Source organism: Streptomyces diastatochromogenes (genome assembly GCF_002242805.1).
Taxonomy (GTDB): Bacteria; Actinomycetota; Actinomycetes; order Streptomycetales; family Streptomycetaceae; genus Streptomyces; species Streptomyces diastatochromogenes.
Genome location: NZ_MCGQ01000052.1, coordinates 40,221 through 61,193, shown reverse-complemented (window position 1 = coordinate 61,193; position 20,973 = coordinate 40,221). Strand labels below are relative to the sequence as shown.

The window sequence follows — 20,973 nt, the reverse complement described above, 5'->3', positions numbered from 1 at the left end:
GCCGTGCCATGACCGAAGACCTCGTGCCGTCCCTCGGCCGCTGGCGGCTGTGGGAGCAGTTCGCCCTGCGCGGGCCGGGCTTCCCCGCCGACGGAGTGCTGCGCCTCGCCCCGGCCGGACTGGCCGAGGCGGCCGACAAGTTCGCCGCCGACGACAATCTGGACGGCGCTCGCTGGGCGGACTTCGCCCATCTCTTCGCCGACGCCGCCGTGGCGACCGCCCACACCCTCCAGGACATCGCCCGCACCCCCGCCTTCCGCGAGGCGGTGGCCTGGCAGAACCCGACCGTCCTGCGCACCGGTATCGCCCCGTTCCTGCGCTGGACCCCGACGGCCGACAGCCGCAGCAGCATGCCCCGGCAGCGGGAGGAGCTGGTCGCCCACTACTGGCAGCGGTTCTGCGTGAAGAACGACACCATCGGCTTCTTCGGCCCGGTCGGCTGGGGCCGCTGGGACGCGGCGACGAAGGGTGTCACGCTCGACGCCGGACACGGCCTGATCGTCGACTCGACCGTCTACTGGGCCAGTTGGGGCATCGACGCGCTGGCGAAGATCCTGGACGCCGACCCCGCCCTGCGCGAGTGGATCGCACCCCGGCGCGTGCCCTTCGTCGCCCTGGACGGGGACCGGGTCCGGGTGCCGGGGCGGCGCCCGCTGGCCCTGTCGGCCGAGGCGGCGGCCGTCCTCGCCCGCTGCGACGGCATCCGCCCGGCCCGGCGCATCGCCGCCGAACTGCCGGACACCGACGTGCCCGCCGTCCTGGACGACCTGGTCGCCCGCCGCTGGGTGGTGTGGCGCCTGGAGGTTCCCGCCGACACCCACCCCGACCGCGCCCTGCGTTCCTGGCTCGAGTCCGTCGGGGCGCCCGAGCCGCGCCGCCGGGGCCTCGCGGCCCTGGACCGGCTGGAGGAGGGCCGCGCCCGTATCGCGGCGGCCGGTGACGTCGACGAGCTGGTCGAGGCGATGACCGGCCTGGAGCGCACGTTCACGGAGCTGACCGACACGCCCGCCGTGCGCGAGAAGTCCGCGTCGACCGCCCCGTGCCGGGCGCTGGTGTACTCCGACACGCGCCGGGCCGCCACCGCCCGCATCGGCCCGGCCGTACGCGACGCCCTGCGCCCGCTACGGCCCCTGATGGACAGCGCCGGCTGGCTCACCTCACGCCTCGCGGAGACGGTGACGGCCGAGGCGCACCGGGTGTACGCACGGCTGGCCGCCGAGGGTCCGGTCGACCTGGCCTCCTTCTGGTTCGCGTGCCTGCCCGTGCTGCACGGCCCGGCGCGCACCGCCGCCGTCGAACTCCAGCGGGACTTCGCCGAGCGCTGGCAGCGCGTGCTCGCCGTGCCGGCCGGGGCCCGCCGCGTGGACGTACGACTGGCGGACATCGAGGCACAGGTCGGGAAGGAGTTCGGGACGACCGGCGGTGGCTGGACCGCCGCCCGCTATCTCAGCCCGGACGTGATGCTGGCCGCCGACGGAGCGGAGGCGGTCGCACGCGGCGACTTCACCCTCGTCCTCGGTGAACTCCACGTCGCCGCCAACACGTTGGGCGCCTCGCTCTTCACCCACCAACACCCCGACGTGGACGAGCTGTTCCGCCTCACCGACCGCGACCACCCCGGCCCGCGCCTCATGCCCCTCATCCCGAAGGAGCACCGAGCCCGCCTCTCGGCCAGGGTCCGGCACACCCTCGTACGACCCCAGGACCATCAGGTGGCCCTGGCCGACTTCACGGCGGACCCGGCCCGGCCCCGCACCGTCCGCAGCGCTGACGCCATGGTGGAGGAACGCGAAGGCCGACTGGTCGTTCGGTTCCCGGACGGCTCGGAGTTCCCGGCGGTGGACGTCTTCTCCCACGTCCTGACGACCCTGTCGATGGACCTGTTCCGGCTCCTCCCGGAGACGGACCACTCGCCCCGCGTGAGCGTGGACCGCTTGGTGATCGCCCGGGAGACCTGGCGGGTGGCCGCCGCCCGGGCGGAGTTCGCCGACGACAAGGACGAGGCCCGCCGTTTCGTCCGCGCCCGTCACTGGCGCACCGAACTCGGCCTGCCCCGCTTCGTGTTCGTCGTCTCCCCGACCGAGTCCCGGCCGTTCTACGTGGACTTCGACAGCCCCGTCTACGTCACGATCCTCGCCAAGGCCCTGCGCCGCCTCGCCCGCAAGGACCCGGAGGGCAAGGTCACGATCACCGAGATGCTGCCCACCCCGGAACAGACCTGGCTCACCGACGACGAGGGCCGGCGCTACACCTCCGAGCTGAGGTTCGTCGCCTTCGACACCGAGCCCAGCCCGTAGTGTTCGACCACATGCGCGAGCTGGGAGGTGCCTTCATGGCCGAGGAGCCGATCGACCTGATCCGCCTGGAAGGCGGGGGCAACAGCGTCATCCTCCGAATCACCGGGAAGGAGGCGGGGCAGGGTTCCGACGAGACCGACGTCCTGGCCGGGGAGTTCCGGGTCGACACACGCTTCGTACGCGGCGGCCTCAGGACCTGGCTCTTCCCGGAGGATCTGCGCCAGTGGCAGCAGGCCCTGGACAAGCTCGACGCGGGACAGGACATCGCATGGCGTGAAGGCACACGCGCCCCATGGCTGTTCATCGAGCGAGTCGAGGACGACGACCGGTGCCGAGTCACGATCAGGGACCACTCGATGTCCCTGACGACAGTGACCGTGACCGTCCCGTTGACCGACGCCTGGTTCGACGAGGCGTACGACCGCCTCGACCTGATCTGGAAGACCTGGCCCCTGAAGGAGGACTGAGCCGGGGTCAGACGATGTGCCGTCCCCCGTCCACGGTCAGCACGTCCCCGGTCGTGTACGCGGCGGTGGTCAGGTAGTGCACGGCCTCCGCCACGTCCTCCGGTGAACCGACACGCCGCAGTGGTGTGTTGGCGGTGATCCACGCGACGGAGTTCTGCCAGACCTCGTCGGCCTCGTCGTACCACGGTGTCTCGATGAGGCCCGGCGCGACCGCGTTGACCCGGATGCGGGGGCCGAGCTGGGAGGCGAGCAGGCGCGTCAGGTGGTTGAGGGCGGCCTTGCTCACCGCGTAGGGGATCGAACTTCCCAGGGCCCGGGTCGCCGAGACCGACGAGATGTTGACGATCGAGGCCGCCTCCGACCGCTGGAGGTACGGGACGGCGGCCGTGGTCAGTTGCCACACCCCGAAGACGTTGACGTCGAAGATCTCCCGCCAGGCGGCGGCATCGGCCGCCGCCAGGTTCTCCAGCGGGATGAAGCGGGTGGTGCCCGCGTTGTTCACCAGGATGTCCAGCCGGCCGTACGCGTCGATCGCGCCCCGCACGATCCGTCCGGCGTCCTCCGGGTCGGCGACATCGCCCTGCACGTACACCGCGTCGGGCAGGCGGGCCGCCAACTCCTTGCCCGCGGCCGCGCTCCGCGCCGAGTTGACCACGACCCGGACGCCCTCCGCGGCCAGCCGCCGGGCCACGGCGGCTCCGATCCCGGACGACGAACCGGTGACCAGCGCCACGCGACTCTCGCTCATGCCCCACCCCTCAAGTTGGTGACGACCGCTGATGTGATCGAGGGGCGGAGCGTAACTTACCGCTGAGTGGAATTTCTATTCCATAATATGGAAGTATCGACTCAGTCCAGCAGGGCGGCCGTGAACCTTTTCCGGTTGGCCACCAGCCAGTCCTGGATACGGTCCCAGCGCTGCCACCCGCCGCGCTCGGCCAGCATCCGGAGGTAGGTACGGTCGCTGTCGGCGACCCGGCGGGCGACGAAGGCGCGGCAGGTCTCGGTGGTCTGCTCGACAACTCCCGGCAGCTCGACGCGTTCCCGCTCGCTCAGGCCGTAGCCGTCGGCGAGGATCCGCAGGCGCGCGGGGGCGTCGAGGCCGGCCGGGTAGAGGGCCGACGCGGACACGGGATCGAGCAGGGGGACCCAGTAGCGCGCGGTCATGGCGACGTCCCACAAGGGCCGGCCCGGGGCCGCCAGGTCGAAGTCGATCAGGGCGGCGGCGCGGCCGTCTCGGAAGACGACGTTGTCCGGGCACACGTCGTTGTGGCACAGGAGTGTTCCGCCCTGTGGGTCGGCCAGGTCCCGGGGCCAGTCGACGTGCGGGTCGGCCGGGACTGCCGCGCCGGCCTCGTGGAGGCGGCGCAGGAGGACGCCCACCGACCTCAGCGCGGGCTCCGTCATCGCCCACCGAGGAAACGGCGGCAGGGCGACCTCACCGGCGACGAAGGTCAGCAGCTCGCGGCCGTCCGGGGTGAGGCCGACCGGGACGGGAGCCGCGTCGAAGCCGTGTTCCCGCAAGGCTTGGAGATGGCGGTGCAGCGCGCGTGCGGTACGGGGTGCGGGACGGTCGACCACCGCACCCCGGCGGAAGACCGCGCCCGCGTTCACCGTGCCTCCGGGCAGCGCCCGGCCGTCTCCTGTCGCACCCTCGGTCGTCACACGGGGCAAGCTACCCGTGCTGCGGGGGCGGTACGGGTCCCGCGAACGGGGGCAGTTGCCGGAAGTGCTCGTCGAGGGTGACCGTCGGCGTGATGCGGTGCAGCGCGGCCCGTACCAGGGTGAGCGGGTGGTCGGGGAACAGCGCGTCCCACTGCTCGTCGTCGGCCGCGTGACACGGGAGCCCGCCGAACTGCCCGCCGGCGGAGTACGGGTGGGGACGGAAGTAGGCCTCGGGCCCCGTCTGCGCCATCACCGTGGCCTCGCGCATCCCGGTCATCGCGCCTTCCGCGGCCTGCACCTTCACGGCCGCGCTGCACCCCGCCTTCGGTACGGTCCACGAGCCGAGGAACACCTGCCCGTGCGGTCCGCCGGGCCTGGGCACCTTCACCAGCTGACGGACCGCCGGGACGCCGTGCACGGTGCCGGGCACCGCCTCGATGAGCCCGCCCCCGGCCCGGCCCACGCCTGCCGCGAGCCCGGTCCGCAGGTGCTCGAACTCGTGCAGCGGGGCGGGCAGATCGGGGACCAGGGGAAAGAAGTGGACCGACAGGACGAGTCCCGCCGCGTCCGTCCACACGCCGGGCTCACGCCAGGTGAAGCCGGTCAGATCCAGGCCGGTGATCGGAGTCATGGCGATCATCATGCCGGGTGCGGCCGACCCGCCGGCGGTCGGGACTCAGTCCTCGTCCTCCTCGCCGAAGGCCTCGAAGGCGGCGAACTCGACCGGGTCGTCGTCCTCGTCCGGGACGCACAGGCCGACCGTGCTGAGCCGGCCGCGCTGCCAGGCCAACAGCGTGTCGATCAGCCCCTGTTCCAGCGGCGGCCCCTGGTCGGCGTGCCGGGGCCAGAAGACGAGCGGCCAGTCGTCGGGCCGGTCGCCCTCGGTGAGCCAGCCCAGGTAGTCGCCGTCGATGGAGTCGGCGAAGGGCAGGAAACCGCCGGGTGCCGGGAAGGTGGGGAGGGGGTACCACTGCGGGTGGCCGGACCTCAGCGACTCGTAGGCCTCGAGCGTCTGGTCCACGAAGGCGGTGAAGCGCGGTGCCGTGGTGCGCAGCGGCTCCGGGAACCGCAGCCAGCCGCTCCAGCAGCCACTGCCGTACGTCTCCATCAGCCGCACGTACTCCCCGGGCAACGGCGTGCCCAACTGCTCGAACAGCCCCTCCCAGGTGCCGTCCCCGAGGCATGGCTCGGCCGGTGGCGGAGTCAGCAGGCGCAGCGCGTCCAGCCCCGTGCCGGTCTCCAGGGCGACCCGGCGCTCCGCCTCGGTCAGCCGGGGCGCGGTCGGGGCGGGCGGGGTCCAGGGACCGGCGGTGTCGAGGAAGGCGGTGCGCGCGAAGGTGCCCGGCAGGGGACCCATCAACGGTCCCGGCGGGACCGGGAGTTCCCAGCTGTCACGGACGGTGTGCCGTAGATAGCCGGTGAGCGTGAGGTCGTACCGGTGCCAGGGGAGCAGACCACTGCCGGGCACCGGCCCCTGGTGGGTGACGACCACCGTCCACTCGTCGGGGTCGTCGGACACCGAAGTGTCCCAGAACAGGGTGTCGGAGCCCCGGCTGCAGCCCCAGGCGAGCAGTCCGCCGGGCTCGGGGTGCAGCAACGGCCGCTCACCCGCAGGCAGTTCGCGCGCATCGATCCGGGCCTCCCGGTGCGTCGCCCACAGCCACTGGCCGTAGTCGAACCGCCCCGGCTGCACACACGGCACATGGATCCAGAGGAACTCCCCGAAGTCCACCGGGCCGTAGCGGTCGGCCAGCACCTTGTAGTCGGTGGGCAGCCGCGTCCCGAGCCACTCCTCCACGGCCGCCCAGTCCACGGGTACGGGGGTGGGCGGGCGTTCGGCGTCCGGCTCGGCGAACTCGGCCAGGTCCTCGGTCACGTGCGTCCTCCGGGGTGATCATCGGATGGGCGGGATTCTGCCACCGGTGGTCACCGACAACGCGTGCGGGCACTGCACCCGGAGCACCCCGGGACCTTCCGCGCCTGGGTCACGGTACGGTCGGCACATGGCTGACGCGCGGCTGACCACCTCCTCCTTCCTCGTCCTCGGCATCATCGACAAGCTGGGCGAGGCCAGCGCGTACGACGTGAAGGTGGAGGCCGGCCGCACCGTCGCCCCCTTCTGGTCGGTGCCGCACGCGCAGGTGTACGCGCAGTGCGACCGCCTGCTCGCGGCCGGGATGCTCGCCCAGGTGCGTCAGGAGAGCCGGCGCAACCGCCGGGTGCTGACACTGACGGACGAGGGCCGGCGAGCCCTGCGGCAGTGGCTCAGCGACCCCGAGTTCGTGCCCGTGGAGGCCCGTGAGCGCGGCATCCTGAAGCTGTGGTTCGGGGCCCGGCCGGAACAGCTTGCGCCCGCCCAATTCGCCGAACACGAAAGCACTTTGGGGAAGTACGAGCAACTGGCCGAAGATGTCGGCGAGTTGCTGACCCCCGGCCAGCGGGAGGCCCTGGAGTTCGGCATCCGCTACGAGCGGATGATGGTCGACTTCTGGGACTGGGTCCGGCGCCGGGACGAACGCGCATCGGACCGTTGACTGCGCGCACACCGTTGACCTCTGCGAGGGGCGGCTCTACCGTCGGTAACCCTTCGATAGTCCAGAAGAGACTATGGCGGGTCGGACCGGGACCGGGGCCGCCCGAGAGCGGGGAGTCGTCGTGCGTCCTTGGACGAGCAGCACCTGGCGCCGTGTCGCCACCGTGGCCGTGACCGCCGTGTGCGTCGGCTACGCGCCCCTCGCGATGACCGAACTGTGGCCGTACGCCCGCCCGGGCGCCCCCGCGTTCGGGGAGTCGCTGCTCGCGCACGCGGTCTCGCCCCGCTACGTCGCCGACGCCCTCGCGACCCGCGTCGCGCCGTACCGGCACAGCCTCATCCCGATGATCGTGCACTCCGTCCTGGGCGGACTGCTCATGCTCCTCGGGCCCGCGCAGCTGCTGACCGCCACGCGTCGCCGCAGCCGCCCGCACCGCGGCCTCGGGATCCTGTTCGCGGTGACCGTCTACGCCTCGATGGCCGGCGCCGGCCTCTACCTCGCCCGCACCGCGCCCCGGGACGCCTTCAGCGGAGCGGCCTTCTGGATCGTCCTCGCCACCATCCTGGTCGGCACCGTCCTGAGCGTCACCTTCGGCATCCTCGCGGCCGTCGCCGGCCTCCCCGACCTGCACCAGCGCTGGATGCTCCTGTGCTACGGCTTCCTGCTCACCGCGCCGCTGCTGCGTCTGGAGTGGGGCACCCTGCCGGCCGTGCTGCCCGGGCTGCCGATGACGGAGATCAACCGGGTCGCCCTCATGCACCTCGGGTCCCTCGTCGTGTTCGGCGCGCTGCTCGCCTCGCGCGCCCGGGACCGCCGGGACACCGTCGACGGCCTCGGCCGGTCCTGGGCGCCGCTGCCCGTGACCGCCACCGCGCACCTGGCCGCGGCCGCCGCCCTCGTCTGGATCGCGCGCGCCTTCTCCGCGTACGGCACGGCCGGGCGCCGGCTGCTGGTCGCCTATCTGGTGCCGTACGCCGTCGCCTACGCCGTCATGGTCTTCGGCGCCCGGCGAGCCGCCCGGCAGGCGCGGCCCTGGGCCCGTGAGGAGTGGCGGATCCATCTGACCGGGCTGTGCCTGGCGCCCGTGGTCTCGGCCGGGGCCGTCGTGTTCTTCGAACACAGCCTGGGACTCGCCCGGTTCACCGCCCTGACAGCGGGCGTCGCGATCGGCTGCGGGCTCACGGCCTTCGGCGCCACCCAGGTGGTGAGCCTGCGCCTGCTCTACGCCCGCGAGGTCCGCAGGCGCTCCGCCCCGGCGCCGCTGCCTGTCGCGCGGGCGGCAACTCCGGTGTCGTAGCCGGTTCGCTGCACGGATCCCCGCCTGCTCGCCCCCTCGGAACCGAACCCTCCCGAAACAGAATCCTCCCGAAACGGAACCCTCCTATGGCAGAGTCCTCCGACCCACGCCGCGCCACCGCACCGGAGCCCGAACCGGGGAGGCCGCTGTCGGCCGGGGTCGCCCTCCTGGCCACCGCGGTCGCGGTGATCAACCTGCTCGTCGGCGGCACCCTCACCACCGTCGCCCTCACCGGGCACGTCCTGGGTGCCTGGTCCTCGCCGGACCCGCTGAGCCCCGGACTGATCGGCGCCGGCATGCTGGGCGCCGCCCCGGCCCTGTTCGGGCTCGCCCGCACCCGCACCTGGGAGCAGGCCCGCACCCTCGTCCTGCCGCTCACCGTGGTCCTGGCCGGTCTGTTCGCGGTCAGCCTGCTCAACGCCGGCCGGCTGTACATCGCCCGCGGCGGCCCGATCGTCTCCGTCCTGTTCAGTCTGGGCTGGCTGTTCGTGCTGGGGCTGCTGTGCGTGGGGGCGGCGGTCTGCCTCGCCGGGCAACTCGTCCGCCGGTCCGGGCCGCCGGTCCCGCGCACCGCTCCGCTGCCCGGCTGGTCGAAGCCGCCCCTCGCCGTGCTCGGCTCGTCCTGGCTGGGCATCGGAACCGGGCTGCTGCTCCGCCCCGGCTTCTGGGCGGACTTCGTGCCCTGGCACACGAACCGGCTGGACGCCCAAGCCCTCGGCGTCTGGGCCCTCGCGCTCGGGGTGGGCGTGCTGGGCTCCCTCACCGAGGACGACCTGGACCGCACCCGCCCCGCCCTGCAGTCCCTGCCCGGCACGGCCCTCGCCATGACGCTCGTCCTGGCGGCCCGTGCCCCGCACGTCGACTGGTCCTCCGGACCCGGCCTCGGCCTGGTCGCCATGGTGGCCGGGCTGCTGGCCGCCGGGGCGAGCGGACGCCTGCTGCTGAGAGGCGGTGCCGGCCCGGGTGAGGCGATGCGGGGCGCTGGTTAGACGCCTCACGCCCTCAAGGTCGCTACTGAGACGCATGTCTGTGCGCAAGTGGCTTCGGTTCCAAGCCAAACGATCGACGCTAGGGGTACGGCTCCTCGGGGAAGGCCGTCGACGCGGTGGAGTTCGGGCAGATCGGCCTCGACGATGCTTCTCGTCGTCAGCGGGCGGTCGTCGTGACGGAAGGTCCGTGACCTTGATGGAAGGGGATCCACCGCGCCTCCGGTGTCGGTACCGTGAGCGAACGACTTTGCGGCAGGGGGATCTCCAGGTGATGAATGCCGATGTGCCGTGGCATCTATTCGATCCGATCGCCTACGTTGAGCACAACTATCGCGACATGTGGGCAGAGGACGCGGAGATCCTGCGCATCGTTCGCGATCACTTCGTCGGTCATTTCCGAAACAGGGATGTCGGCCGGATCACTGGCATCGATGTGGGTGCCGGGGCCAACCTCTACCCCGCCCTCTCCATGCTCCCCTGGTGCGACGAGATCACCCTCCTGGAGCACTCGTCCGCGAACGTGAGGTATCTCGAAAGTCAGGTCGACTCCTACGACACGAACTGGGACCAGTTCTGGAACGCCCTCTGCGAACACGAGACTTACGGCTCCCTCGGCTTGGATCCGCGCGACCGGTTCCGCCGGGTCGTCAAGGTCAGGCAGGGCAGCATCTTCGACCTGTCGCGGCACGAAGGGCAGTGGTCCGTGGGGACCATGTTCTTCGTCGCGGAGTCGATGACCGACTTGTATGAGGAGTTCACGTGGGGCGTCGAACGCTTCATGCGCACCCTGGCCCCCGGCGCCCCCTTCGCTGCGGCCTTCATGGCACATTCCAAGGGCCTTCAAGTAGATGGGCATTCTTTCCCCGCCTGTGACGTCGGAGAATCCGAGGTGCGCGCGAGCCTCGAACCGTTCGTGCACGACTTCAAGGTGCAGAGGCTCCAAGACGCGGCCTGTGTGCGCGACGGATATGCGGGAATGATCCTGGCCCACGGCTGGCGCCGCAATGCGGAGGCGGGCAACCCGGCCGTTTGATCAACTGACGGCGGTGCGGCCTGCGTGAGGGGCAGGGGATGCAGATCAAGCCACGCCAGAATCTGCTGGACATCTGGCACGCCCTCGCGCGCCACTCCTTCCAGCAGGAGCAGTGGGACTGGGGCGAGTGGGGCGGGAAGAGCAGCGTCGCCGACGCCGAGCGGCTGCTCTGCCTGCTGTACCCGGCCACGGAGATCCCCGAGTTCCGGCTTGACGACCCGGACACCACACAGCAGGACGTCCAGCAGGCACTCAAGAAGGCCGGAGGGCGGATCGACCTGCCGGCCAACCTCGTCAAGGCCGCGTCCGAGTTCATGCGCACCCACACCGGCGAGGACAAGTGGCCCACCTTCGCCGGGGGTTACTACTTCGGCTGCGCCGACTCGAACGAGGAACTCACCGAGGATCAACGCCGGCTCGGCGTGGTCGACTCCTTCTCCATGTCGATCACCCTCTGCCTGGCCACGCTCGGCTTCCTCAAGGTCTACGAGACCAGAACCAGGCGCCTCGACATCCGGGAGACGATCGCCGAACTGCGCGCGGACACCAGCCACCGCCTCACCGCCGCCATGGTGAGCTTGCTGCGCTCCTTCGCCGTCAACGCCTTCGACATCGACTCCCCCCAGGGTCGTAACCTCGGCGAACTCCTCGGCCAGGGAAGGCTGTCGCAGCGCCAGGTGCTGGGCATGTTCCAGAGCCGCTTCCGTGCGCTGCGCGCCGCGATCGTCGAGGGCGTGTCCCTCGGAATCGACGTCGAGGAAGGGCTCAAGGACGAGAACCAGCTCTTCGAGTGCGGCTGGGCGTGGAGCCTGGTGAGGGACGCCCCCGAGGTCGAGATCGACGAACCCGTCGGGCCGCAGCCCGACGGTGTCGCCGCCCCGGTGCCGTACCTGTACTTCACCGTGGTCGCCCTCGACGGTATCGAGGACCTGTTCTCCGAGCGCACCCTCACCCTGGGCCTGCTCAGCACCGAACAGCAGAGGCTCGCCGAGGCGCTCCGGCTGCGGTGGGAGCTGACCCAGCGGTACTGGTCCGGCGTCGCCCGCTTCGACTCCGACCGCTGGCCCTTGGAGGACATCCCCTGGCGTACGTCGGGACAGGAGCTGGGGTCCGAGTACTTCTCCCTCTCCGTCGCCGCCATCCTCGTCCACGACCTGATGCGGCGCCGGGCCACCGACGACGACCTGGCCCGCACCGTCAGCGTCATGGAACGCCTCGCCGAACGCGGCCGCATCACCAGCCGGATGACGCGCGACGACCCCATGGTCCACCGGCTGCACAACGTGGGCGTCCGCCTGCCGTTGCCGGGCGGCGAGCGGCTCGGTCCTCCTATGACCTGGTCCTTGACCGACTTCTCGGCGCAGCTGCTGAAGCGGACCATCCAGCTGTGCACGCTCTCGCGCAACCTCGCCTCGCACGACCGGCTGCTCGGACTCGCCGAGGAGGTCTTCGACCACCTGTGGTGCCGCCGGATCGGGGAGGGCGAGGGGACCGGCCTGTGGGACGACGTGCACGGCGCCTATCCCGGGGCGGAGATCCCCGAGCGCCGGGTGCCGGTGTCGTGGACCATCACCGAGGGGGTCGTCGAGGTGATGGTCCAGGCCCACCGGATGTACCGGCAGCCACCGATCCGCAGCCTCGAAATCACCGAGCTGGCAGGCGCGTTGCTCAGCGAGGCAGGCCATCTCCTGGGCAGCGAACAGATGGAGTCCGCCCCCGTGGACGGCAGCCGGCACGGGATGGAACTGAGGAACATCGAGCTCAAGCTGCGCCGCGCCCGCCGTCTCCTGGACCAACAGCCGGGTACCGCCTACGCGTTGGCGCTCGACGTTCTGGGACAGCTCGACGCGCTCGCCCGGGCCCGCGAGGCCGCGACCCGGGGACGGTGACACCGTGCTGACCTTCGCCGCCTCCGACAAGGGAGGCGCCTGCCGCTCCGTCACCAGCGCCAACCTCGCCTACCACCGGGCGCTGGCCGGGGACGACGTCTGCTACCTGGACTTCGACTTCGGCTCGCCCACCGCCTCGGCCGTCTTCGACGTGGCCGACGCCCGCCGGGCTGTCGAGGACCGCGACCTGCACTCCTATCTCATGGGGGAGGTCACGGAGCCGGAACGCATCGACGTCTGGGCCAGGACCGAGCACCAGGTGCTGCGCGACCGGCCATCCGGCGCCGGCCGCCTGGTGCTGATGCCCGGCGACGTCAGCGGCGGAGAGTTCGCCACCACGGGCGACCACGTGCGGCTCTGCGCCGACCTGCTGATGAAGCTCCATTACGAGTTCGACCTGGTCGTCGTGGACCTCAGCGCCGGCCGCTCGTACGCCGTCGACATGGTCCTGGAGGCCACCGCGCAGCCCGAGATGAGGGAGAACACGGCCCGCTGGCTGGTCTTCCACCGCTGGACCCGGCAGCATGTGGCAGCCGCGGCGGGCCTGGTCTTCGGTGAGCGCGGCATCGTCGCCGCGGGCGTCCAGCGTGGCCACCACGAGGAGACGCTGCGCTCCGCCGTCCGCTTCGTCCGGGCCGCAGTACCCGATCCCGCGTCACCGCTGTGGTCGCAGGTCTCGCCCGCCCAGGCGGCGTGGCTGCACAGGGCCGACGACGACCTCAGGCATCTCGCCTCCGCCCTCGGCTGCAGCCAGATCCTCGGTTCCGTACCCCTCGAACCGGTTCTGCAATGGCGTGAGCAGCTCATCACCGAAGAGGATGTGCTCGTCAGCCAGATCGCCAACAGGGAGACCTGGGAGGCGTTCAGTCGGCTGGCCGACCGGCTCACCGACGACAAGTACTGGGGGCCCGCGTGAGAGCGGCGCAGGCGCAACCGTGACAGGCGCACGCACACCGGTTCGGATAGTCTCGAAGCTCTCCGGCGACAACGTTGCCCTGGACGGGCGCCGGGAGTTTCGGACGCGGGAGGCGAGCAGTGGCTGCCAGTGCGGTGGTGATCGGTGCCGGAGTGGCAGGGCTCACCACGGCGGTGTGCCTGGCGGAGTCCGGAATGGACGTCCGGGTGGACGCCGATCAGCCGCCCGGTGCGACGACCTCGGCGGCCGCGGGCGCGATGTGGGACCCCTATCTGGCCGAGCCCAGGGACATGGTCGAGCGCTGGAGCCGGGAGACCCTGACGGTACTCAACGAGCTGAGCGTCGACGCACAGACGGGCATTCAGCTGGTGGAAGGGACCCACGAATCCAGGATCCCCCGCGACATGCCGGAGTGGGGCAGCCTGGTGGGGGCGCGCATGTGCCCGGCGGAGGACCTCCGTCAGGGGTACGCGGTCGGCTGGAGCTATCGTGCGCCCCTCGTCGACATGCCCCGCTACCTCGACTACCTTGTGCGCCGGCTCGCGCGGGCCGGCGGCCGGATGCGCCGTCACCACTACAACACCCTCGACGAGGCGCTGTGCGAGGCGCCTGTGGTGGTCAACTGTTCCGGTGCCGGGGCCCGGTTCCTGGCGGACGACGCCTCGGTCGAGGCGGTGCGCGGCCAGCTCGTCGTCGTGGAGAACCCCGGCGTCCGGTCCTTCTTCTGCGACGACACCCCTGACGCCGAGGAACTCATCTACCTCTATCCCCACTCCGACGTGCTGGTCCTGGGGGGAACGGCGGACCACGGGAACTGGGAACAGCGGCCGGACCAGGCCGCGGCCCAGGAGATCGTCCGTCGCTGCGCCGCCGTCGAGCCGTCGGTCGCCGGAGCCCGGGTGCTCGAACACCGGGTGGGGCTGAGGCCGGTGCGGAAGCGGGTCCGGCTCGGGGAAGAGCGGCACGAGGACACGCTGCTGCTGCACAACTACGGGCACGGCGGAGCCGGGCTGACCCTGTCCTGGGGGTGCGCCCGCGAGATCACGGAGCGGGTCCGCACCGCGGTGGGACCCACCCGCGCTACCCCCTGATCTGCCACTGCCGGCGCTCCGCGATGTCGGCCTCCGCGCCTCTGCGGAAGAGGTACAGCCAGGTCCTGGCCGCGAGCGTCGCGGTCAGCACGGTGGTCCACGGCCAGCTGGTGACATCCGCAGCCACCAGTGCCGAGCCGACCGTCGGCGAGGCCGCCGTGATGAGCATCAGGGCGCGCTCGTTGCGGCTCCGCCGGAATCGGTGGGCGATCGAGAACTCGGAGTGCTCGTACCAGGCGATGGCGGCGCTGAGCACGACGGCCAGGACCATGGTCGTCCATGGGTCGCCGCTGGCCTGCGCGTAGGTGACAGGAAGTGAGATGAGGAAGGGGAACACCCCACCGTACTCGGACAGGACGTTCCCCCACTTCATGATCTTGCCGAAGGCGTTCGAGCGGATCCGGGCCAGTTCTCCCGAGGCGCTCGCATAGACGATCAGGGAGAGCACCGTGCTGAACGTCGCTCCGATGAGAAGCAGACGCACGTCGTCGGGGAACCGGCTCGACGTGAAGGCGAAGCCCAGCAGGAAGGTGATCGCGGCGAGTATGGAACCGGAGAACGCTATGCCGGCCGCGGCTTCCCCGGACTGGAGGGTCGCGGGGTCGTCCTGCTCGAACCGGGCGATCTCGAAGGCGGGTTCACCAGCCAGTGTCACCAGTGCCGTCACCGCGTGGTCGGAGGGTGCCAGCGACTCCGTGAGCTGCTTTCGCGCATGGACGTGCACGAGATGCCGAGCATCCGGGTCTATGTACTCGACACGCGCCTTGTACTGAAAGTGGACGTGGAGAGCGTCGTCCGTGCCGCCCGTGTGTATGACCCGGGTCCCTATGAAGCCGCTCACCAGCAGGAGGCGGGTGACCGCTGTCTCCTCGGTCCTCGCGACGGCGGATATGAGGGGCGGCTCGCTCGGTCTCCGGGAGGAATGCGCCACCGTCTCGGCCAGGAGCCGCGAGGCCACACCCTGCCTCCGCATCCGGTCCCGGACCGCGATCACCGACAGACGTACGTGCCCTGGTGAGGGCATCTCCGCGGCGATGCACCCCACCAGCTCGTCTTCGGATTCGGCCACCCGGACCAACCCGCGGTCAACGGCCTCGGCGAGGAGCGCGGACGACGGGACGACCGCGGCCTCACACGACTCGGTGAGCAGAAGGCGGAGTCCGGCCAGATCGGCGGCATCGGCCGCCCGGGTGGACCATGCAGCCATATCCATCCGTTTCGTTCGGTTCGAGGTGTCACAGAGGGCCATAATGCATGGCAACTGGCCTATTTCCTAACCAAGTTGTACTTTTGCTTACCATCCGCCGAGGGGAGAGCGCCGTGTCGGAAGCCGTGTTCCGGGAGGCCACTGCGGAGTTCCGTACCCAATCCGTGCCGCTGTCCCACCTCTCGTTGGAGCTGGGCCACCTCTACATGGAGGACTTCGAGGCCGGTCCGCAGCGGCTGCGCGAGCACTTCGCCGAGGTACGCGTCTGGGCGGACGCCGCCCGTGCCTCCGTCGCCCGCCGAACCGGCCTCAAGCGGCCACGCATCAGCACCTGCTTCCTGATCGACGACTACTTCACGCGCTTCTCCACGCCCGCCGAACTCATCCCGCTGGTGCTGAAGGAGGCCGAGAGAGCGGGCCTCGTCATCGATTACCTGGCCCGCGAGTCGGGTTGCGCGGTCGCCGACCGGATCGAGATCGCCGAGTCCGTGCTGCACCGCCTGGTCGAGTCGCCACCGCCGGGCAGCCACGGTGGCCGCCCGACCGTCGGCCAGACCGGCTGGCTCGCCAACGGGCAGCGCACTCCCCTCACCAAGCGCGCCGCCCTGGGCGAGGTCACAGGCTGGCAGCCGCCGCAGGAGACCGCGGCCCGCAACCACTCCGTCTTCATGGACGTCGAGCTGTGGTCCGAGCAGGACGGCCGGCGGCTGTGGTCCTGCCCGTTCCTGGCCGCCGTATGGCAGCTGGCCCGGCTCGGGCTGTTACGGCACCTCGGTGAGCCGGTGCTGGTCCCGCGCCCGTGGAACGGCGAGGACTTCCCGCAGGACTGGGACCGGCTGCCGCCCCTGCTCCAGCTCAACCCGCAGGCCGCGGCCTTCAGCGCTTACCGCACCTGCACCCTGATGCCGAACCGCTTCCTGGCCGTCGAGGACGCCGTACGGCTCATCCTCGACCAGACTCAGGTCACGCCCGTGGCGCTGCAGCAGGTCGCCGAGCGCTCGGCCCGGGAGGGGCTCGCGGTCCCGGAGGCGGTCGCCCAGCGCGCGACGTACGTCTTCTACGAGGAGCCGGTCGACGGCCGTCTCGGCAAGGGAACCTGAGATGGCGACGGCTCTCGGGCGACCCGCGCGGCCGGTCCTCGCCTGTGGTGAGGTGCGTACCTGCCTGCTGCCGTCGTCCCATGCGCTGGACGGCCGGGCCGCCGCCCAACTGCTGAGGCTGCGCGCCGACGAACCCGTCCTGGTCTCCGAACGGCCCATCATGTACGCCCTCTCCCCGGAGGTCCTGACCGGAGTGGACTGCCGGCTTCCCACCTCCAACGGCGCCGACATCCGGGCCGTCGGTACCGTCATCGCCCGTGCCGCACTCACCGGGGGCCGTGTTCTGCAAGCCGGCGCCTACTTCGGCGCCCCGGCCACCGGCCCCGAGACGCGCCGCCCCTGGGGTCACTACCTCGTCCGACCGGGCCTGGTCGAACCTGTGGGGAAGCTGCCCGAACAGGCCACCGCGGAAGGTGTTCTGCGCGGCCCCGGGCGCGGCGAGCTGGATCTCGGGATGATCTCCGAAGGCCTGCTGTCGCGGTTGATGCGCCATCCGCTCCTCGACCGCACGGTGCCGTTGAAGTCCCGGCGCACGGACCTTCGCTGGGTCGCTCGACGAGGCCCCGCCGACGAGGGACCGTCCCTGGAGCGCTTCGCCTTGGGCGAGGACGGGCTGCGCACCGTGGAGCTACGGCTGCCGGAGGCCGTCCCCGCCGCCGCGGCGGCGGGCCTGTGCGAGGATCTCGCCCTGCACGACTGGCTGCTCACGACGGTCGTGCACTTGGTGACCAGAGGCGGCCTGGCTCTCCCGGCCGTCGACCACCTGCTGCATCTGTGGATGCCGCGCTCACACGTGGAGCCCGTGCTGAGCCCGCTGTGGGACGTGCTGGAGCACTCGCCGGGATTCAGTCGCCAGTGGCAGAACCTCGTTCAGCGGATCCGCGACCAACTGGCCGTCCAGACTGTTCGGTTGCTGCAGCATCGGTCGGACACGACTTCCGCCTCGGCGAAGTAATCCGTGTACCGGGGGTTTTCCATCGCACCGCGATATCTCACGGCGATTTCCGAATCTCCTGCTCGAACTGTCCGGCACAGGCTCCTGCCGAGTGTGGGTAGCAAGGAATTAGGCTCAGGGCGTGCCACATGTGGAAATCGTTCAGCTGCTGGTCTCGCCGGTGCACCGGTTCGCGGGCCGACCGGGCGACGGACAGCCCGAGCTGCCGCCCGACGAACTGGTGACGACCGCCGAGGTCCGCGCGGGGCTGGGCATCGTCGGAGACCGGTACTTCAACCACCCCGCCCACCGCAACGCCTCGATCACCCTCATGGCCGTAGAACGCCTGCCGCAGCCGGGCCAGGGCGAGGCGGACCTGCTGCGCACGCGCCGTAACGTCCTGCTGCGCGGCGTGGACATCGACGCGTACATCGGGTCGACGGTCTTCCTCGACTGCGGCACCGGACCCGTGGACCTGGAGGTACGCAGCGCGGCCAGACCCTGCGCCTGGATGGACACCACGCTGGGGCCGGGAGCGCAGCGGGCACTGCGCGCCGGCGGGGGAGTGCGCTGCCGGCCACTGAGCGACGGGATCCTGACCGTGGGGCCCGCCCTGTTCGGTGTGCGGGAAACGCAGGAGACGTCGTAGGCGAACCAGGCAGGGCAGATGAGTACGACGACTCAGGCGACGCCCGCCGGAGATCATGAAGGCTGAGGGCATGACAAGCCCCTCGCCGATCGCCCCGCTCCCGTACCCCGCCCAGCCGCCGCGGCCCGCACCGCCCCGGCCGCGCCGTCGGCTGCTCGTGGGCGCGGTGGCACTGATCCTCGTCGCCGTGTGCGCGGTGGCCGCCGCCTGGTGGAGCAAGGGCGGGGAGAGCGATCCGCTGGCGGGCCGTCCCCGGGTCACCGACACACGCGCCGGACTCTCCTACGCCGTCCCGGAAGGGTGGAAGCACGACGCGGCCAAGGACAAGGACCTGATCGACGCCTTCTCCTCGACGATGAGCAGGGCCTCCGGCGCGGCCTCCTCCGGCGGCGGCACCGTGCTGGCCGGCCGGGCCGGGCAGACCGTACCGCGCGCTGACTTGCGCCGGGCGGCCGAGAGCGCCGCCCGCTCCAACGCCGAGTTCTTCTTCCCCGACCGGCCGGCCACCCTGGAGGACTCGCACGCCACCGAGGTGGACGGCCGGCCCGCCCACACGGCCGTCCTGCGGATCCGCAACGGCGACGACGGCACCGCCCGCCTGGAGATGACCCTGGTGACCGTCGACGGCACACGCACGGCCTTCCTCCTCGGAGTCACCACGGACGAGGCCGACACGCAGATCACGGCGGACATCCACGTGGTCGTCGCCGACGCCACCGTCGCCTGACGGCACGGTTGGTCGGTGTGAGGAGTCCGAGGTGGCCGACTGCTGTCTCACGGAGCGGCCGCCGTCGCCTGACGGCACCGTTGGTAGGGGTCAGGAGCCCGACGTGACCGACTGCCCCTCGCCGGCACCGGCCTTCACCCACGCCGTCTCCCGGAGCAGCCGCAGGCCGTTGAGGCCGACGACGACGGTCGACCCCTCGTGGCCGAGGACACCGAGCGGCAGCGGCAGGGTGGCCGTGAGGTCCCAGACGACCAGGCCGGTGATGAACACGCCGGCGATGACGAGGTTCTGCACGACCAGGCGCCGGGCCCGCCGGGAGAGGGCCACCACGGTGGGCACGGTGGCCAGTTCGTCGCGGACGATCACCGCGTCGGCGGTCTCCAGGGCCAGGTCCGATCCGGCGCGGCCCATGGCGATCCCGGTGTGGGCGGCGGCCAGGGCGGGCGCGTCGTTGACGCCGTCGCCGACGACCAGCACCCTGCGGCCGGCGCTCTCCCGCTCCCGCACCGCGGCCACCTTGTCCTCAGGCAGCAGCCCCGCGCGCACCTCGGTGATGCCGACCCCGGCGGCCAGCCGGGCGGCGGCGCGGGGGTTGTCGCCCGTGAGCAGCATCGGGCGGCTGCCGGTGAGTGCGGTGAGGGAGGCGACGGTGTTGGCGGCCTCCGGTCGCAGCCGGTCGGCGATACCGAGGACGCCGACGGGGACGCCGTCGGCGGTGACCAGCACCGCGGTACGGCCGCCGTCCTCCAGATCGGCGACGAAGGCTTGGGCGCCGTCCCGAACCGCAGGCGCGAGCTGGGCAGTTGACCGGTCGTCGTACAGCAGCCGCTCCGGCGCGCCCACCGCGACGGTACGGCCTTCGACCCTGGCCCGTACGCCGATGCCGGGCGCGGAGGCGAAGTCCCGCACGGCGGCGACGGTGAGGCCTCGGGTCCGGGCGGCGTCGACCACGGCCCGGGCCAGCGGGTGTTCGCTGGGGTGCTCGGCGGCCGCGGCGAGGGCGAGCAGCTCCTTCTCGTCCAGGCCGGAGCCGGGCAGCGGCAGGATGTCGGTCACGCGCGGAGTGCCCTCGGTGAGGGTGCCGGTCTTGTCCAGCGCCACCGCGTCGACCTGGCCCAGGCGTTCCATCACCACCGCGGACTTCACCAGCACCCCGTGCCGGCCGGCGTTGGCGATCGCGGACAGCAGTGGCGGCATGGTCGCCAGGACGACCGCGCACGGCGAGGCGACGATCATGAAGGTCATCGCCCGCAGCAGGGAGTCGGTCAGCGCGGCACCGAGGGCGAGCGGCACCGCGAACACCGCGAGCGTCGCCGCCACCATGCCGAGCGAGTAACGCTGTTCGACCTTCTCGATGAACAGCTGGGTCGGTGCCTTGGTCTCGGACGCCTCCTCCACCATGCGGACGATCCGGGCGATCACCGAGTCGGCGGCGTCCCGCCCGACCCGCACGCGCAGCGCGCCGGTGCCGTTGAGCGTGCCCGCGAACACCTCGTCACCCGGCCCCTTGGTCACCGGAAGCGGCTCGCCGGTGATGGTGGCCTGGTCGACCTCGCTGGCCCCGTCCAGCACCTGACCGTCGGCGCCGATCCGCTCCCCGGGCCGGACGAGCACGGTGTCACCGACGGCGAGGTCCGCCGGGGCGACGGTCTCCTCCCGGCCGTCGGCACGCAGCCGGGTCGCGGTGACCGGAGCCAGATCGAGCAGACCGCGCACCGAGTCGGCGGTGCGCGCGGTGGCCAGCGCCTCCAGCGCGCCGGACGTCGCGAAGATGACGATCAGCAGCGCCCCGTCCATCACCTGTCCGACGGCGGCCGCCCCGAGCGCGGCCACGATCATCAGCAGGTCGACGTCCAGGGTCTTCTCCCGCACCGCCCGCAGCCCGGCCCACGCCGGCGCCCAGCCGCCGGCGGCGTACGCGAGCGCGTACGGCACTCCCCAGGCCCAGCCGGGCGCACCGGTCAGTTGCAACGGCAGCGCGAGGAGGAACAGCACCGTGGCCGCGGCGGCCCAACGGGCCTCGGGCAGGGCGGACACCCGGGTCCGCCGCCCGGGGCCGGCGGCCTCGGAGGGGGCGGAACCGAGCGGCGCCGGGCGGTCGGTCAGGACGGAGGACATGACGAATGAACCCTTCGGCAGGGCAGGGGGAACCAGCCCGCCCACCATACAGGTACATAT

The 20,973-nt window shown here is 71.7% G+C and carries 19 protein-coding genes; 13 read left to right on the top strand and 6 right to left on the bottom strand.

The window, feature by feature from the left end; genetic code table 11:
* Positions 1-8 precede the first annotated feature (8 nt).
* Positions 9-2,297 (top strand): lantibiotic dehydratase, encoded by a 2,289-nt coding sequence (locus BEK98_RS41965; protein ID WP_094222073.1) that lies wholly within the window; start codon positions 9-11, stop codon positions 2,295-2,297.
* A gap of 11 nt (positions 2,298-2,308) precedes the next feature.
* Positions 2,309-2,764, top strand: coding sequence for a DUF5959 family protein (locus tag BEK98_RS41960; protein WP_244202211.1), 456 nt, complete (start codon positions 2,309-2,311; stop codon positions 2,762-2,764).
* Between the two features lie 7 nt (positions 2,765-2,771).
* On the opposite strand, the gene BEK98_RS41955 is transcribed toward BEK98_RS41960, so the two are convergent.
* The 4 genes from BEK98_RS41955 to BEK98_RS41940 all read right to left on the bottom strand — a co-directional run bounded on the left by BEK98_RS41955 (position 2,772) and on the right by BEK98_RS41940 (position 6,305).
* Positions 2,772-3,512 carry an SDR family NAD(P)-dependent oxidoreductase gene (locus BEK98_RS41955; RefSeq protein WP_094222072.1) on the bottom strand — a complete coding sequence of 247 codons (741 nt, stop codon included), beginning with the start codon at positions 3,510-3,512 and terminating at the stop codon, positions 2,772-2,774.
* Positions 3,513-3,613: 101 nt separating this feature from the next.
* Complete coding sequence (locus tag BEK98_RS41950) at positions 3,614-4,438, bottom strand: phosphotransferase (protein ID WP_094222071.1); 825 nt, start codon at positions 4,436-4,438, stop codon at positions 3,614-3,616.
* A gap of 1 nt (position 4,439) precedes the next feature.
* A complete protein-coding gene (locus BEK98_RS41945; protein ID WP_094222221.1) occupies positions 4,440-5,060 on the bottom strand; it encodes a hypothetical protein in 621 nt (206 codons plus the stop codon).
* Between the two features lie 45 nt (positions 5,061-5,105).
* Positions 5,106-6,305: an SMI1/KNR4 family protein gene (locus tag BEK98_RS41940; protein WP_094222070.1), complete on the bottom strand. Its 1,200-nt coding sequence runs from the start codon at positions 6,303-6,305 to the stop codon at positions 5,106-5,108.
* A 127-nt stretch (positions 6,306-6,432) separates the two neighbouring features.
* Between BEK98_RS41940 and BEK98_RS41935 the strand changes: the two genes are divergently transcribed.
* From BEK98_RS41935 to BEK98_RS41905, 7 genes are all read left to right on the top strand, one after another.
* Positions 6,433-6,963 (top strand): PadR family transcriptional regulator, encoded by a 531-nt coding sequence (locus tag BEK98_RS41935; protein ID WP_094222069.1) that lies wholly within the window; start codon positions 6,433-6,435, stop codon positions 6,961-6,963.
* A gap of 121 nt (positions 6,964-7,084) precedes the next feature.
* Positions 7,085-8,260 (top strand): DUF2306 domain-containing protein, encoded by a 1,176-nt coding sequence (locus BEK98_RS41930; protein ID WP_244202210.1) that lies wholly within the window; start codon positions 7,085-7,087, stop codon positions 8,258-8,260.
* A gap of 86 nt (positions 8,261-8,346) precedes the next feature.
* A complete protein-coding gene (locus BEK98_RS41925) occupies positions 8,347-9,249 on the top strand; it encodes a hypothetical protein (RefSeq protein ID WP_094222067.1) in 903 nt (300 codons plus the stop codon).
* A 271-nt stretch (positions 9,250-9,520) separates the two neighbouring features.
* Positions 9,521-10,282 carry an SCO2525 family SAM-dependent methyltransferase gene (locus BEK98_RS41920; protein WP_094222220.1) on the top strand — a complete coding sequence of 254 codons (762 nt, stop codon included), beginning with the start codon at positions 9,521-9,523 and terminating at the stop codon, positions 10,280-10,282.
* 38 nt (positions 10,283-10,320) lie between these two features.
* Positions 10,321-12,171 (top strand): SCO2524 family protein, encoded by a 1,851-nt coding sequence (locus tag BEK98_RS41915; protein WP_094222066.1) that lies wholly within the window; start codon positions 10,321-10,323, stop codon positions 12,169-12,171.
* A gap of 4 nt (positions 12,172-12,175) precedes the next feature.
* A complete protein-coding gene (locus tag BEK98_RS41910; protein WP_094222065.1) occupies positions 12,176-13,087 on the top strand; it encodes an SCO2523 family variant P-loop protein in 912 nt (303 codons plus the stop codon).
* A gap of 119 nt (positions 13,088-13,206) precedes the next feature.
* On the top strand, positions 13,207-14,178 hold the full coding sequence (locus BEK98_RS41905; RefSeq protein WP_094222064.1) for an FAD-dependent oxidoreductase: 972 nt from the start codon (positions 13,207-13,209) through the stop codon (positions 14,176-14,178).
* Here the strand turns inward: BEK98_RS41905 and BEK98_RS41900 are convergent.
* Positions 14,168-15,385 (bottom strand): GNAT family N-acetyltransferase, encoded by a 1,218-nt coding sequence (locus BEK98_RS41900; protein ID WP_094222063.1) that lies wholly within the window; start codon positions 15,383-15,385, stop codon positions 14,168-14,170. The two genes, BEK98_RS41905 and BEK98_RS41900, sit on opposite strands and share 11 nt — an antisense overlap.
* Before the next feature lie 113 nt (positions 15,386-15,498).
* Here BEK98_RS41900 and BEK98_RS41895 point away from each other — a divergent pair, with 113 nt between their 5' ends.
* The 4 genes from BEK98_RS41895 (at position 15,499) to BEK98_RS41880 (ending at position 18,795) form a co-directional block, all read left to right on the top strand.
* The gene (locus BEK98_RS41895) at positions 15,499-16,485 is read left to right on the top strand and encodes an SCO2522 family protein (RefSeq protein WP_094222062.1); all 987 of its coding nucleotides are present in this window, start codon (positions 15,499-15,501) and stop codon (positions 16,483-16,485) included.
* Position 16,486: 1 nt separating this feature from the next.
* Positions 16,487-17,440: an SCO2521 family protein gene (locus tag BEK98_RS41890; protein WP_094222061.1), complete on the top strand. Its 954-nt coding sequence runs from the start codon at positions 16,487-16,489 to the stop codon at positions 17,438-17,440.
* Between the two features lie 121 nt (positions 17,441-17,561).
* Positions 17,562-18,068, top strand: coding sequence for a molybdenum cofactor biosysynthesis protein (locus tag BEK98_RS41885; RefSeq protein WP_094222060.1), 507 nt, complete (start codon positions 17,562-17,564; stop codon positions 18,066-18,068).
* Between the two features lie 70 nt (positions 18,069-18,138).
* Complete coding sequence (locus tag BEK98_RS41880; RefSeq protein ID WP_143684233.1) at positions 18,139-18,795, top strand: hypothetical protein; 657 nt, start codon at positions 18,139-18,141, stop codon at positions 18,793-18,795.
* A 90-nt stretch (positions 18,796-18,885) separates the two neighbouring features.
* On the opposite strand, the gene BEK98_RS41875 is transcribed toward BEK98_RS41880, so the two are convergent.
* Positions 18,886-20,913: a heavy metal translocating P-type ATPase gene (locus BEK98_RS41875; RefSeq protein ID WP_094222058.1), complete on the bottom strand. Its 2,028-nt coding sequence runs from the start codon at positions 20,911-20,913 to the stop codon at positions 18,886-18,888.
* Between the last annotated feature and the right edge of the window lie 60 nt (positions 20,914-20,973).

Excerpts from the sequence above, each read along its gene's own strand:
- BEK98_RS41935 (WP_094222069.1), top strand. The coding sequence starts at position 6,433 with ATGGCTGACGCGCGGCTGACCACCTCCTCCTTCCTCGTCCTCGGCATC.
- BEK98_RS41875 (WP_094222058.1), bottom strand. The coding sequence starts at position 20,913 with ATGTCCTCCGTCCTGACCGACCGCCCGGCGCCGCTCGGTTCCGCCCCC.
- BEK98_RS41960 (WP_244202211.1), top strand. The coding sequence starts at position 2,309 with ATGCGCGAGCTGGGAGGTGCCTTCATGGCCGAGGAGCCGATCGACCTG.
- BEK98_RS41915 (WP_094222066.1), top strand. The coding sequence starts at position 10,321 with ATGCAGATCAAGCCACGCCAGAATCTGCTGGACATCTGGCACGCCCTC.
- BEK98_RS41945 (WP_094222221.1), bottom strand. The coding sequence starts at position 5,060 with ATGACTCCGATCACCGGCCTGGATCTGACCGGCTTCACCTGGCGTGAG.
- BEK98_RS41965 (WP_094222073.1), top strand. The coding sequence starts at position 9 with ATGACCGAAGACCTCGTGCCGTCCCTCGGCCGCTGGCGGCTGTGGGAG.
- BEK98_RS41925 (WP_094222067.1), top strand. The coding sequence starts at position 8,347 with ATGGCAGAGTCCTCCGACCCACGCCGCGCCACCGCACCGGAGCCCGAA.
- BEK98_RS41890 (WP_094222061.1), top strand. The coding sequence starts at position 16,487 with ATGGCGACGGCTCTCGGGCGACCCGCGCGGCCGGTCCTCGCCTGTGGT.
- BEK98_RS41900 (WP_094222063.1), bottom strand. The coding sequence starts at position 15,385 with ATGGCTGCATGGTCCACCCGGGCGGCCGATGCCGCCGATCTGGCCGGA.
- BEK98_RS41880 (WP_143684233.1), top strand. The coding sequence starts at position 18,139 with ATGACAAGCCCCTCGCCGATCGCCCCGCTCCCGTACCCCGCCCAGCCG.
- BEK98_RS41955 (WP_094222072.1), bottom strand. The coding sequence starts at position 3,512 with ATGAGCGAGAGTCGCGTGGCGCTGGTCACCGGTTCGTCGTCCGGGATC.
- BEK98_RS41920 (WP_094222220.1), top strand. The coding sequence starts at position 9,521 with ATGAATGCCGATGTGCCGTGGCATCTATTCGATCCGATCGCCTACGTT.